The sequence below is a fragment of the Bacteroidales bacterium genome (genome assembly GCA_013141385.1).
Classification (GTDB): Bacteria; Bacteroidota; Bacteroidia; order Bacteroidales; family Tenuifilaceae; genus UBA8529.
This window is the reverse complement of sequence record JABFRB010000019.1, coordinates 141,378-156,513: the sequence shown is the minus strand read 5'-3', so window position 1 is coordinate 156,513 and position 15,136 is coordinate 141,378. Positions and strand designations below refer to the sequence as shown.

11 protein-coding genes are annotated in these 15,136 nt (G+C 33.7%); 8 read left to right on the top strand and 3 right to left on the bottom strand.

Annotated features, from left to right (window positions below):
* Positions 1-5: 5 nt before the first annotated feature.
* Positions 6-2,294 (bottom strand): GAF domain-containing protein, encoded by a 2,289-nt coding sequence (locus HOO91_11550; GenBank protein ID NOU18180.1) that lies wholly within the window; start codon positions 2,292-2,294, stop codon positions 6-8.
* A gap of 461 nt (positions 2,295-2,755) precedes the next feature.
* On the opposite strand from HOO91_11550, the gene HOO91_11545 reads away from it, so the two are divergent.
* On the top strand, positions 2,756-3,973 hold the full coding sequence (locus HOO91_11545; GenBank protein NOU18179.1) for a HAMP domain-containing histidine kinase: 1,218 nt from the start codon (positions 2,756-2,758) through the stop codon (positions 3,971-3,973).
* Between the two features lie 46 nt (positions 3,974-4,019).
* On the opposite strand, the gene hemW is transcribed toward HOO91_11545, so the two are convergent.
* A complete protein-coding gene (gene hemW, locus HOO91_11540; protein ID NOU18178.1) occupies positions 4,020-5,150 on the bottom strand; it encodes a radical SAM family heme chaperone HemW in 1,131 nt (376 codons plus the stop codon).
* A gap of 56 nt (positions 5,151-5,206) precedes the next feature.
* Between hemW and rpiB the strand changes: the two genes are divergently transcribed.
* A complete protein-coding gene (rpiB, locus tag HOO91_11535; GenBank protein NOU18177.1) occupies positions 5,207-5,653 on the top strand; it encodes a ribose 5-phosphate isomerase B in 447 nt (148 codons plus the stop codon).
* 2 nt (positions 5,654-5,655) lie between these two features.
* On the opposite strand, the gene HOO91_11530 is transcribed toward rpiB, so the two are convergent.
* Positions 5,656-6,177 carry a UpxY family transcription antiterminator gene (locus tag HOO91_11530; protein NOU18176.1) on the bottom strand — a complete coding sequence of 174 codons (522 nt, stop codon included), beginning with the start codon at positions 6,175-6,177 and terminating at the stop codon, positions 5,656-5,658.
* A gap of 496 nt (positions 6,178-6,673) precedes the next feature.
* Between HOO91_11530 and HOO91_11525 the strand changes: the two genes are divergently transcribed.
* From HOO91_11525 to HOO91_11500, 6 genes are all read left to right on the top strand, one after another.
* Positions 6,674-7,258, top strand: a complete 585-nt coding sequence (locus HOO91_11525; GenBank protein NOU18175.1) for a DUF1282 family protein — start codon at positions 6,674-6,676, stop codon at positions 7,256-7,258.
* 122 nt (positions 7,259-7,380) lie between these two features.
* Positions 7,381-8,100: a hypothetical protein gene (locus HOO91_11520; GenBank protein NOU18174.1), complete on the top strand. Its 720-nt coding sequence runs from the start codon at positions 7,381-7,383 to the stop codon at positions 8,098-8,100.
* 277 nt (positions 8,101-8,377) lie between these two features.
* Positions 8,378-9,280: a nucleotidyltransferase gene (locus HOO91_11515; GenBank protein ID NOU18173.1), complete on the top strand. Its 903-nt coding sequence runs from the start codon at positions 8,378-8,380 to the stop codon at positions 9,278-9,280.
* 73 nt (positions 9,281-9,353) lie between these two features.
* A complete protein-coding gene (locus HOO91_11510; protein ID NOU18172.1) occupies positions 9,354-9,632 on the top strand; it encodes a LysO family transporter in 279 nt (92 codons plus the stop codon).
* Positions 9,632-10,234 (top strand): lysine exporter LysO family protein, encoded by a 603-nt coding sequence (locus HOO91_11505; protein ID NOU18171.1) that lies wholly within the window; start codon positions 9,632-9,634, stop codon positions 10,232-10,234. The genes HOO91_11510 and HOO91_11505 overlap by 1 nt, the downstream gene beginning before the upstream one ends.
* Positions 10,235-10,689: 455 nt before the next feature.
* Positions 10,690-14,883, top strand: a complete 4,194-nt coding sequence (locus HOO91_11500; protein ID NOU18170.1) for a response regulator — start codon at positions 10,690-10,692, stop codon at positions 14,881-14,883.
* The last annotated feature ends 253 nt before the right edge of the window (positions 14,884-15,136 follow it).

Genomic DNA, 15,136 nt, shown 5'->3' with positions numbered 1-15,136 from the left:
GTTGATTAGTTCGATATATTTGAAACATCAATTGCAATCTTTAATATTTTTATAACCTCCCCCATTTGACTAAAGATAGGCGTATAGGTCTCAAGAAGTAGATATTCGGTTCCTTTTACAGAAATTCGGGTGGTTTGTTTTTTAATGGCTCCTCCACGTAGTTCATTCCAGAATTGATCGTAGCTGATTTTTTGAATATCAGTAAGTAAAAGTCCTGCTGAGTGATGAGTTCCAATAATTTTATCGCGAGAATTTCCAAGTAAATTCAGATATGAGTCATTTACAGTAATGATATTTCCATCAGTATCATATTCCATCAAAAATGCAGCACCACTTAATGCGTTTACAAAACCTTCGAGTTCAAATGTTTTTCGGGATGCCTCTTCTTGTGTTGATTGAAGTTCCTCCATATTCTGACGCATTTCCTCTTCCTGCGCAGCCATCATTTCAGCTTGCTGCTGAGATTTCTCAAGTAACTCCGAAGTTCTCGCATTAATTTTTACTGAGTGAAGTGAAGATGCAATATTCTGAGCAAGTTTTTTAACAAGATCTATTTCGTGAGGTTTAAATTGATTAAAGGAGGTAATCTCAATAACCCCCATAACCTCCTCATCTACAATTAATGGAGTCAATAATAATGTATTTGGATTTGCACCCCCAAGCCCTGAAGTAATTTCAATGTATTCTTGTGGAATTTCAATTAAATGAATAATATCCTTTTCAGCAGCACAAGCACCAACCAAACCCTCTCCCTTTGCGAACGTTTTTTTCAGAAATCTTTTTCGGTCAAAAGCAAAAGCTGCTATAAGTTCAAATACCTGATCGGATTTGTCGTTTATGACAAAAAGCCCTCCTTGTGCAGCATTTAGATACCAAACAAGATTTTTAATAATTTCGTCCCCTAATTTTGATTGGTTGCTATTATTTTGACGTAGAATTTCGCCAAAAATTGCAAGCCCTTCATTTGCCCATTTAACCTTTTCCTCTTCGTTCTTACGTTTTTCCTCTTCGTCTCTAGCTTTAATGAGACTATCGCGCATATCAATTAATGATTTACCAAGAACATCGTCATCACTAAGGAGGGTTAGATTTACATCAAGATTTCCACTCCCAATTAAACGGGCAAACTCTGTTTTGTTATTTATTCCAACAATTGATTCAGAGAGTGCATTAGACATTAATTCAATTTCATCGCCAGTGTTAATGCTTAGATTTAGTGTTTTATCGATTTTTCCAGTTGCAACTTCTTGGAGAAGTTTGGTCATTTTGTTTATTGGACGGGTTAAGTAATTCGTGAAAACTATAAGGACAATTACTAATATAAGCAATCCAATTATTCCTGCAATGAAATTAATATTGTAATTAGCATTTGCTTGGGCTATTATCTCGTTTTTTGGAATAACAATACATAATGACCACGGCGAAGTTGTTTTGCCAACAACAATTGGAGCAAAAGTGTAATAAAAAACATTTCCCGCTTTGTTCTTAGAGGTAAAATTAAACTCTTCTCCTCTTTGAATCCTCTCCAAGAGCTTATACTCTTTTACAAGTTCGGGGAGTTTATTGGCAATATTCTTTTTATAAAAGGCGGTGTCAGGATGTGCTACAAATACTCCTTTGTTCGAAAGTAAAAAAGCAAAACTATTTGGATATGGTTTGATATTATTAACCAAATTCTGAAATCTGGTTAAAAGTAAATCGAGACCAATAAGGCCAATGAATTTTCCATTTTCAACTAAAGGAGAAGAAAGCGAGGTCATCATTTTACCCCCTTGCAGTACAGAAATGTATGGTTCCTCAACCCTTTCTGCAATTGCCTTTTTCATTCCTCCATAGGTTGGAGGATCACCCGTTAAACTCCTTAATTCTCTTTTTGTTTTAATTACAGAATTCTCTTTATAAATAATATAAAACTGGCGTCCGTAAGGTTTATCCCACCTAGGATCAAGGTTGCTTAATTCCCAGCTATCCCATAAAGCATCGACTTGTGGGTTTACCGCGTAAACTCTATTATACATATTCCGATAGTGTTCTAGCCATTTTTCTTGTGGGAGCGATTTGTATTCAAGAAGTGCATTAGATAATGTTCGGGCTATAACAAGATCGCTATTTAGCCAGCCTTCTATTTGATTGGCATGTTGTTTTGCCAAAACATTTGAGTACTCAAGCGCATTGTTGTAAATGATTTTTTTTGAGGATTGACTGATGAAAACAAAAATGGTAGTAAATATTAGAATAGTTGTACCTAAAATGAAGATGATTATCTTCTGCCAGATTTTAAGTTTTATTTTCATAGGTTCCTGTTTTACTTAGAAAAAAATCAACCCTAAACATAAGCAAAAATAGTTTATAGATTGCTTTTTCTGCTCCGATATTTTATTAAAAGATAAAAAGATAGTTTAGAAGTTTCGTAAAACTGAAAAAATGAACTAACAAATATCTCAAATACTAAAGAATCTAAAGTGAGTTCGACGCAAGAAACAATGTATTAAACTATATATAAATCCATTTGTTTTATTTGAATCAATGGAATATTGGAATGATGGAAGATACAAGCAAAAATCTGATTTCTTATTTTGACTTCGTCGAGTTCCGCTTCGCTCCAGTTCCATAATTCCATCACCACACTATGTAAATATATGTCTCTACAAATAAACACATTATCATATTTCTTAAATCGAACTCACGTTATCTAATAAATTATTATGTTTGCAGGGTACGGATCTTGATAGTGATTGTAAATTTTTTATTGATAATGTACTCTTCAGAGATAAATTCTCGCATTTCGATTCTCAAAAAAATTGGTCTTTTTGCATCAGTTAATGATGATGTGCTTCTTAAAATTTCGGAGGCATTAACCACGAGACAACTAATTTGTAATGAGACTCTTTTCAGTAAAGGCGATTTTGATCATACGCTTTATTTCATTGTTAAGGGTTGTGTGAAAGCCCATGTGGATGAGCATGTTTATGCAATTTTTCGTCAAAATCAATATTTCGGAGAGTATTCACTGTTAGACTCCTCTCCTCGATCAACATCTGTAACGGCAATGGAACCTACTATCCTCCTAGGTTTAGATCAAGCATGTTTTTTTTCTTTTCTGGATACCAATCCCTCTATGACAAGAGTAATGTTAACCGATCTTATTTCTCGCCTTAGAGATTATAATACACTTGAGGCTGAGTTAACCTCTAAAAATAATGAGATAGGGAGGCAAAAAGAGGAGTTGGAGGCTCAGAGAAAAATGTTAGAATCAATAAATACAACAAAAGATAAATTTTTTGCAATTATTGCGCACGATCTTAAAAATCCATTTAGTACGGTTTTAGGTTTGTCGGAATTACTTACCAAAGATTTTGAGTCTTTTACTCCAGAGAAACAAAAGTTTTTTATTAACCAGATTTACAAATATTCAAAAAACACATTCAACTTATTAGAAAATCTTCTTCAATGGTCAATGTTGCAAACAGGCAGAATGTCACTATACCCAAAACTAATTAGTTTAAGCGAAATCATTTCGAATAATATCGAGCTTTTAAAAGGAAATGCACTGCAAAAGGAGATAAGCATTGAATCAAAAATTACCTCGGAAGGTTTTGTATATGTTGATGTGAGTATGATTACCACAGTTATTAGAAATTTACTTTCCAATGCAATTAAATTTACCTCGCAAAAGGGAAAAATTCAAATTGATACATTTAAAGAAAAGACCTTTGTTCGGGTTTCAATTAAGGATAATGGTATTGGAATATCTTTGGAGGATCAATTAAAACTTTTCAAAATAGATTCGAACCCAGTAACAATAGGCACATCGATGGAGAAGGGAACGGGATTGGGTTTAATCCTTTGCAAGGATTTTGTTGAACGACATGGTGGAACTATTTGGGTTGAAAGTACTGTTGGAAAAGGATCAACATTTAGTTTTACAATCCCCGCTGTTGGAATGGATCAAGGAGATCCAAATTTTCAATAGTAAATTTAGATGGTTCAGTAATTAAAGTAGTTCTATCGGAAGATACCTAGTCAACATCTAGTAAATCTTTAATAATACCATCGCTAATAAAGAAATGCTCAGAAGGGATTAAAAGATGGTTATTCTTTATTACTAGGGTTGAAGTTTTAAGATAAATTTTGGCGTTAATAAGCAATTTCTCAACCATCGCATTGCTAAACTCCTTCGATAAGTAGTCAAGATCTACACCCCATGTAGTTCTCAGATGGGTAAGCAGTAATTCATTGAAACGGGTTCGTGTATCAATACTTTCAAATTGGGTTGCTGGTTTATTTAATTTTATCCCTAATTCCCATTCTAGGTAGGAATTTGGATTCCATTCCCTTTGTATGCCATTGTAAGAATGTGCCGATGGACCTAATCCAAGGTAATGTATTCCCTGCCAGTACGAAGTATTATGCCGAGAATTGAAACTCTCCTTTGCAAAGTTTGAAACCTCATAATGAATAAAACCTTTCTGATTAGCCAATTCTCGAAGACGATTGAATTGCTGAACGCTTACTGATTCATCAATCTCTTTGATTTTATTCTCTTTCAATTTGCGATATAAAACAGTGCTGTTTTCGTAGGTTAAATGGTAGCAGGAAAGATGCTTAATATCTAATGAAAAGGCTTTTCTAAGATTATATTCCCAGTTAATTATTGTAGAGTCTGGAAGTCCATAAATTAAATCGATGCTAATATTCTTAAATCCAGCATTTAGCGAAAGTTCAACTGATTTTTCTGCGGCTAAAGCACTATGTCTTCTACCTAAAAAAAGAAGCTCTTTGTCTATAAATGACTGAATACCAATGCTTATTCGATTAACCCCTGCGTCATAGTAGTTCAATAATAGATCTTTAGTTAAATCGTCGGGGTTGGTCTCAATTGTAATTTCTGAATTCTTTGATACGCAAAAGGTTTTTGATATACTATTTAGCACATGAGAAACCGCTTCGGGTAATAGTAGCGACGGGGTACCACCGCCCAGGTAAATGGTATCTATTGGAATATCACCAATAAAATCTTTTCTTAAAAGAAGTTCTTTCTCAATGAGTAAAGGGAATTCGGAAATCTTGTTTGAAGTTCCAATGGAGTAGAAATCACAGTACAGGCATTTTTTTTTACAAAAAGGTACGTGTATGTAAATTCCTGCCATTTGATTTTGGTTGAAATAGATCTGTAAATTCAGTATCTTTGCAAAAATACTCAAAAATGAAGATATACAAAATTGCTCTTGGTTGTGATCATGCGGGTTATAGAACCAAAGAGAGTATAAAAAATTACTTAGAAGAATTAGGCTATTCTATTTGGGATTTTGGAACCCATGGCGAGGAAAGTGTGGATTATCCTGATTATATTCACCCATTAGCAAAATCTGTTGAAAATGGAGAATATGATTTTGGAATAATATTTTGTGGGAGTGGAAATGGGGTAAACATTGTGGCAAATAAATACCAAGGAATTCGTTCAGCACTTTGCTGGACCGATGAAATTGCTCGCTTAGCTCGCCAACATAACAATGCAAATATTTGTGCAATCCCAGCAAGGTTTGTTGATATTCAAGAGGTCAAAAAGATTGTAAAAACTTTTATTGAAAGCGTCTTTGAGGATGGTCGTCATTCCCGGAGAGTAGAAAAAATCCCCATTAAGCGTACATAAAACTATTTTGCCACAGCTTTTGTTATATACTGGGCTGGTAATGATACGAGTAAGGAATGGGATATATGATCTATACGAATAATCACCTTTTTCTTCCCTTTATGTTCCACCAGCTCACCAATTAATCCAATAAATGAGCCAAATTTAACTTCTACTAGTGCTCCTGGTTCAAGTTCTTCTTCAACGGATTCAATCTCTACATCCTGTTCAAGTAATTGTTTGATGATATTTATCTGATTATCAGGAATTGGAACAGCCTTTCCTTCAAAAGTAATATACCTAACAATGCCAAAAGTATTCAAAACATTGTAGTAATCCTTTGGGGTAATTCTAACAAATATGTAAGATCTGAATAAAGGTTCTTCAACTAGTTTTTTTCTATCGCTCCACTGCTTTAAACGGCGTTGAAGGGGAAGGTATACCTCAATCCCGGTTGATTCTAATCTCTCAAAAACTTTTTTTTCGTTTCGGGGTTTTGTATACGCTGCATACCAGCGAGGTTCGTTCTTTATTACTAAGGCCATTCTTTCAGTATTTCTGTGGCAAATATACAATTTAGGAATTACTGGGGGCAACTTTTTTTAAAAGAGTTATAATTCAACACAATATCTGTTTTCTTTGTGAGTCCTGACTTCTGACGCTTTTGAAATTTAGCGTGTTAGTGTTTTTTATGTATTTGGTTATTGGTCAATTAAAATTGTGAATTTTGTGTTTTACCGCACTAACGCTCATTTTCTATTTTTCTCGCTTAGTCTCACTCAATTTGATTTTAATTATTTGAGAACCCAAAAAGAAAACATATTCTTTTTTTGACTAATTATGCAATTCTCAGGAACTTTAATCCTCTAATACGAAAAATCGGGGAGTTTGCTACCGCACTAAACGTCAGAAGTCAGGAAGAGCTATAATTCAACACAATATCTGTTTTCTTTGTGAGTCACAAAAACTATTAATATATTGTACCCATTCATAATACTTTTTAAATTTATACTTTAATTCTAAACCCTAAAATTTGAAATCATGAATATTGTTGAACGAGTTAAAGGCATTATCCTTAAGCCTAAGGATGAGTGGACGGTTGTTGAGCAGGAAACAACATCAACTATATCATTAATTGTTACTTATTTGATTCCACTAGCATTGATCCCAGCTATTGCTGCCTTTATTGGTTATGGTGTAATAGGTGTAAGTATCTTTGGCCCATCACTAAGTTGGGGTATTAAACAAGCAATAATTACATTCGTTTCGACTTTCCTTGGTGTATGTATTTCTGCGTACATTATTGATGCTCTTGCACCTAACTTTGGCTCCACCAAAGATCTCCGTAAGGCGATGCAACTTGTTATTTACTCATATACACCGGTTATGTTAGCGGGTGCTTTCCAGGCAATTCCTGCTTTAGGCATTTTTGCTATAGTTGGAATTTATGGGCTTTATTTACTTTATATAGGCATTAAGCCGATGATGAAAACCCCTGATGATAAGGTAACCTCCTATTTTGTTGTAAGTCTGTTAGTGGTAATAGCAATTTATGCAATCCTTGCTACTGTTTTAGCAGGAATTCTAATAGGTAGAAATTACGGCACTATTCCAGTGATGCAATAATTATAAAAATATTTTGATTTAAGCCATTGTTATAAGTTTAAACAATGGCTTTTTCATTAATTAACAGGAATATTTTAAAAGTCATTATTTTGACTTATTTTTATTCAATAAAAAATATTGAAATGAAAATCTCGGCATTAAAATTTATCATAATAGCTCTGGGGGTTATTCTAATAAGCTCATGCAATGGGAAAAAGAACACAATTAGCCCAGAACAGGTAATGGGTTATTGGAAAACGGTTATTGGAGAAAATGAAAATATTCAACTCGAAAAAGTAGATAGTGAGTTTGTTTATTCAGCATTTACTTACGATCGCTTAGCCGCATCAGGCACATGGACTATTGAGGGGGATGAATTAACTATCAATTTTGATGATGGAACATCAACTAAATTAAAGGTTAACTTTATTGGAGACACATTAATTTTTAATAATGGAGATGAGAAATATATTAGAGACATTAGTTCTGGTGATGGAAAAACTCCTGCGACAGACATAAGTGATGTCGAAATTCTTGATCAAATAAAAAATAGTGTTAACGTAGTATTTTCAGAAAAGGAACCATTTGTCGAAGACTGGACTACTTCATCTGTTAAGTGGAGTAAAATAACCACAGAAGTTACGCTAAAGTACGATGGCTTAACAGAAATGATAGAAGTAGCAAACCAAATATCAAAATATTTAGTGATTCAGGGTTTTCAAGTCGATACATCTAGGCTTTCAGAAATGGTTAGCTGTTACAAGAAAGGCAAAAAATGCGTAATGATCAGATCAAGAGCCTCCAATGAACCTGCAATTGGTGAAACAACATATATTGACGTGATTAGCGGGGAGGAGAATTGAGTAAAGAATCATTTCATTTTATAGGATTCTAAATTATTCTTATCTTTTGCGACTTTTTCGCAAAAGGTATAAATTATCATTTGCCTGAAAATAAATGAAATATAAATTAATTGAATATTAAAATGAAACACCCACAATGTGTATTAACACAAATACCAATGAACATAACATGGGTGTTTGCCTTCGGCGAGCCCTACGGGGTTCATTCGCTCGATAGTGTTTGTTAAAATCGAGATTGTAACTTACTAACATTTAACTTACTAAATATTTTGTACGAATGAAACCAACTCTTATTATTCTTGCTGCTGGTATGGGGAGTAGATATGGTAGCCTAAAACAAGTAGATGCTCTTGGTCCTAATGGTGAAACTATTATCGATTATTCGGTTTTTGATGCCATGAGAGCCGGATTTGGAAAGGTGGTTTTTGTAATCAGGAAAGATATCGAGAAGGATTTTATGGATGTTTTCGGGAAACGATTTACTGGCAAAATACCTTTTGAAGTTGTATTTCAAGAGTTGGATATGCTCCCGAAGGGATTTAATTGCCCCGCCGAGCGTACTAAGCCATGGGGTACTGCTCACGCAGTTTGGGTTGCTCGAAATGTTGTAAATGAACCATTTGCTGCAATTAATGCCGATGATTTTTATGGAGCAGATTCATTCCAGGTACTTGCCAAAGCACTTTCTAACCCGAACCTTGCAAAGGGCAGCTATTTTATGGTTGGTTACAGATTAGGGAATACGCTATCGGAGCAGGGTTCTGTTTCGAGGGGAGTGTGTACAACCGATCAAAAAGCAATGCTTCAAACGGTAGTTGAGCATACACAAATTGAACGAATAAACGGAAAAGTTTGCTTTCGCAATGAACAGGGTAATAATGTAGAGATTAATGAGAATCTTTCTGTATCGATGAACTTTTGGGGATTTACTCCCGATTTCTTTAATCATATTGAAAATATGATGAGCGGATTTTTTTCGGGTGCTATTACAAATGCTAAAGCTGAGTTTTATATACCAACTGCGGTTAATAATCTAATTGTTGATAAAAAAGCAACCTGCGAAGTTCTTCCAACAAAGGCTGAATGGTTTGGAGTAACATATCCTGGCGACAAACAAATGGTTATGAGTCGTTTAAAAGAACTTGTGAGTGAAAGGAAATATCCATCACCTCTTTGGTGAAATATATTTAGGAGTAAGACAATAGAAACCCTCTGGAGTTTCATGCAGAAAAAGATAAAACGGTAGAATTATTATGTTAGTAGTTGTTGCGATAATGACTGTGGGGATTATCCTTGGATATTTTTTAAGGCATAAAGCAATGCTTATTAAAATAAATAATAGGCTTACTATGTGGGCAATCTACCTTTTACTTTTTGTGCTTGGAGTTAGTATTGGAACCAATGAGACGATTATGAAAAGTTTACCCACGCTTGGATTAAAAGCTCTTGCAATTTCTTCTGGAGGTGTAGTTGGCAGTATTCTGTTGGCTTGGTTTACTTACACTAAATTCTTTAAAAGCAAGGAAAGGTAATGAGGGGAAGTCTTACTATTTTGTGTTTTTTTTCTGTTGGTCTATTGTTAGGTTATTCTAATGCTCTACCCGATTTTTTAATTAAAAACGATTACAGCAGTTATACGTTATATTTTCTGATGTTTTTAGTTGGTATCGGTATAGGTGCGGACTCAAAAGCATTTGAAGTTCTTAAAAGTTTTAACCTTAAAATAATATTGATCCCTCTTACAACCATTGTTGGAACGGCACTGGGGATTTCATTGATCTTTTTAATATTACCCGGATTATCATTTAAAGAAGTTCAAGCAGTTGGTGCCGGGTATGGCTATTATAGTTTGTCGAGTATAATAATAACCGAAACGTACAGCAAAACAATTGGCGTGGTTGCATTGTTATCAAATGTAATGCGGGAGATTATGACACTTTTACTAGCCCCAATAATGGTAACTTTTTTTGGAAAAATAGCACCCATCTGCTCTGGCGGTGCAACAAGTATGGATACTACACTTCCTATTATAACAACAGTATCGGGGAAGGAATATGCAATAATTTCACTTTTTCATGGGATTGTGCTCACTATTTTAGTTCCATTTATAGTATCTCTGTTACTAGCACTTTAAGTTCTTTTAGTTGAGGTAGTTCCTTTTCTTTAGTATTAATACTAAAGTTGCTTATACAAGGATTCACTTATTCTACTAATCAAATTATTGCAGAATTATTTGCCATGTCATAATCTCAATAAAATAGGGAGTTGTACACTCGAAAATATTTATATTGACGAATAAACCTTTATAATGAAACAAATTCTAATTAATAATTGTATATAAATGAGTGGCTTTTGATAAATTTTAGCATAAAGGATTGTTTTTTTTGTATAAATTGGACATAGAGGGTTACGAAAAGGTTGATAGTACTATGGAATGTCCATGAGCAAAAGCACACCAAAAGGAATAATTAAATTATGGACATTTAGCTTCGCTGAGTCCTTTGGGGTTCATCATAGGTAACAACAAATCTTCGTTTATACTGAATAGAATTGCTGTTGTAAAACAAATAGTTAGTTTAATTTAAACAGATGAGATATATCTTTTACTCGATATTAATTTTGTTCCAGCTAACAACTGGATTGGCTCAAGAAAAAGGATTTCCGATAATTCGTAATTATCTTCCTAAAGAATATAATTTTTCACCACAAATTTTTAGTGCCATACAGGATAATAGGGGTTTTATGTATTTTGGTGTTACCGATTATGGTGTACTCGAATTCGATGGGACAACCTGGAGGGGAATTCCAAATCTAAAAAAAACGGAAGTATATAGTCTGGTGAAGGACAAAGACGGGAGGGTTTATCTTACAACTATTGATGATTTTGGTTACCTATATTCTGACAATAATGGTAAAACAGTATATAGAAGTCTTTTAAATTTATTAGGTGATTCAACCTTGAAAATTGGAAGTGTATGGAATGCCAATTTGGTGGGAAGTGATATTTATTTCTTTACTGAAAAGAGTATTTTTCGGTATTCGAAAGCTTCAAATACAATTAAAACGATTAAGCCCGAAGCGGGATGCAGTTTTTATGTTCCATTTGTTTTTAATGATGAGTATTATGTTCTGCATTCATTAATGGGAATTGTTAAAGTCACGGATAAGGCCTTGATTCCTATTCCAGAATCTAAATTTTTTATTGAAAATAGTTTTCTTTCAGCACTACCATTTGATAGTTCAAGAGTTTTAATTTCAACACGAACTAAAGGGTTGTATTTGCTTGACTTATATGGCAAAAGCAAAAATTCATTGATGCCATTTGAAGCACCCAATCAATTCATTCAAGGTAATAATATTTATGCTGCGGAGAAAGTTGGCGAAAATTATCTTTTATGTTCAATGGGAAAGGGAGCGTTATTGATAAGCCCTAAAGGAGACCTTTTACAATGGTATAATGAGAAAAAGGGATTACTGAACGATCTAATTATTGGAAATACAACCGATTATAGTAAAAATATATGGTTAACATTAAGTCAGGGGATATCAAAAATTGAACAAAGTCTTGATATTTCATATTGGGATAAAAGCAATGGACTTAAAGGGAATATTTATGATATAACTCGATTTAATAAAACCCTATATGTTGCCACAAATCAATACATTTACTTTTTATTACCTCCAACAATATATTCAGAACAAGACGAGTCGAAAAGTTCAGAGTTGTTAATTGTTAAAAACATACCTACAGGTCAGAACTGGGAGTTAGCTCATTTCAAAATTCCAAATGATGAAAATCTCCTAAAGAATAAGAGTGAGCGGTTTAATGAAATGCTGCTAGCGGGAACACAAACAGGAATTTATCAAATTCAAGGTGATGTTGCTAGGCAGATATACAAAGGAAACCTTCACGCTTTTTATATCTTTCAATCTAAAAAAAATCCGAATAGGATTTTTAGTACCGATGGTTTTACAGATTTTATTAGCCTACTGTATGAAAATGGTCAATGGATAAACGAAGGCAAATGGGAGGGTGTATGTGACGACATTCGAAGTATTATCGAAGATTCAGATGGGGACTTATGGTTGGGCACATTTACGAATGGAGTTTTAAGAATATCTGTAAACAATAGGTCAATTCTAAAACCAAAACAAATTAAGTATTATAAGCTGGCAGATGGATTGCCCGGATTAAAGGACTGTAGGCCATTTTACTATAATGGAAGAGTTGTGTTTGGAACAGAAAAGGGAGTATATGTTTATAACCCTTCAAACGATAGATTTGAACCTTTTTGCGAATTAGGAAGATTCTTTTGCAATGGGCAAATTGGAGTTAAAAATTTTATAGAATCTCCCAATGGCAATATTTATATTAGTTCAACCAATACAAGAGATGGAGGTATTGGGTATTTAGTGCCCTTAACAGAAGGCGGATTTTCATGGAACTATAAACCCTTCCGGCGATTACCCGAGTTGGCGTCAATATCAGCAATGCATGTAGATGATAATGGTGCTATTTGGATTGGTTCAAATGAGGGATTATTCAAATACGATCCATCAAAAGATATTGAAAATTATGATTTAGATTTTAATTGCTTTATAAGAAAAGTAAGCACAGGTAAAGATAGTATTATCTCTTGGGGAGAAACAAATAATGGCAAAAGAGTTAAAAACGTTGATTACCGCTTTAATAGCATCAGGTTTGATTTTGCAGCACCTTTTTTCGATAAAGAAGAGGATACTAGATATAGCTATAAACTAGAAGGATTTGATGACTCCTGGTCAGACTGGTCTACTACAACATATAAAGAATACACAAAGATTAAAGAAGGAAATTACATTTTTAGGGTTAAAGCTCTAAACATTTTTGATAAAGAAAGTTCAACAGCAAAATTTGAAATTACAGTTCTTCCCCCATGGTTTAGAACGATATGGGCTTACATAATTTATAGCCTCATAATTATTGGACTGTTCATTTACTCAATAAGGTTTTATTCTCGAATATTAATCTATCAAAAACTTAAACTTGAAAGGGCTGTATTTGCTCGTACAAAAGAGATACGACGACAAAAAGAAGAAATCCAATCGCAAGCAGAGGAAATGGCTGCGCAAAGTGAAGAACTTCGGGAGAAATCCGAAATACTCATGGAGATTAATGAAGAGTTGGAAAAGTTATCAATTGTTGCCCGAGAAACAGACAATGCTATTATGATAATGGATGAAAAGGGTCATCTATTATGGGTTAATGATGGGTTAACCCGACTATACGGGTATACCAAAGAAGAAATTTATTTATCACAGATCACAGATGTTTTTGAACCTAATTCAGTATCCAAAATTAAGGCGGCTATTCAGGAGTGTATTGATACCAAACATTCAGTTGAATATGAGTCAACCGCTAAAACAAAATCGGGAGGCATAATTTATATCCAAACAACAATTACCCCCATTCTTAATTCGGATGGTGGGATTGAAAAACTTGTTGCTATTGATTCTAACATATCTAAATTGAAAGAAGCCGAAAATGAAATAATACAGAAAAATGAAGAGATAACATCACAAAAAGAAGAAATTGAGAACCATAGAAATCATCTTGAGAGAATTGTGAATGAACGAACAGCTCAATTGGAGATATCAAAAAACAAAGCAGAAGAATCAGATCGACTTAAATCAGCATTTTTAGCAAATATGTCGCATGAGATTCGCACCCCCATGAATGCAATAATAGGATTTTCAACTTTACTTAAAGCACAAGATATTAATGAAATGGATAAAGAAGAAATTATTCATTTAATAGTAAATAATGGAAACACACTGCTTCAGCTAATTGATGATATAATTGATATTGCGAAAATTGAAGCAGGACAAATGACAGTAAACAAGAAAAAATGCAATATCAATGAACTTTTAACAGAGCTCCGTACAATCTATTTACAAAAGAAAGTATCAATTACCAATGCCGATATTGATTTGAGACTGAACCTTGGTGTTGATTCGCCATCTTTCTATATTTATACAGATCCTTTTCGCACACAGCAAGTAATTACAAATCTTATTGATAATGCTTTAAAATTTACTGAAAAAGGATATGTTGAATTTGGCTACCTTGTCGATAGTAGCCGAGCAAAGCCAACCATTAAATTTTACGTTAAAGATACCGGCATTGGTTTAACCCAAGAAGAGCAAAAGTTAATTTTTGCCCGGTTTGCTAAAATTGAAAATGATGGCACAAAGTTATATCGTGGTGCTGGATTAGGATTGGCAATATGTAATAGTATTGCTAAATTGTTGGAGGGTGAGATCTATGTCGAATCTGAAAAAAACCACGGTTCAACATTCTTTTTTACAATACCGATTGAAGTAATTGTTAGCCAAGAGGAAAGAGTTAAATCTACTCAAAAAAATTTTATGGAGTATAACTGGACTGGAAAAACATTGCTGGTTGCAGAGGATGAGGATAGTAACTTTAGACTTATTGAAGTATTATTAAAAGGAACAAATGTAAGGATATTGCGTGCTGAAAATGGAAAAGAAGCCATCGAGAAATCCACTAGTAATCCCATAGATTTAATTTTAATGGATATTAAAATGCCCGTAATGGATGGTCTAAAAGCAACGCAAGAGATTAAAAAGATTAATAAAGATATTCCAATAATTGCTCAAACAGCCTATGCAATGGAAAACGATGAAAAAATTTGCCTTGAATCTGGGTGTGATGATTATATATCTAAACCAATTCTACAGGACAAATTATTTGCGATGTTAGATAAGTACTTATCATAAGGTTTTATAGTATCAAAAGTATTACAACATGATATACTCGGAACGTTTGAATAATAGAGCACTCGACTATGTATTATCTGGTTGCTTGATTAATATCATTGCAAACAGCATTAATGAAGTATTATATTTGTACAAATAAAACAACGGATGATCAATTTAATTACATCTACACTCTATCATAGTAACGGCAAAGGTTTATTCTCCTGTTGGATTTGTTGATTTTATCTCTTAACCATTCCTCTATACACCTAAA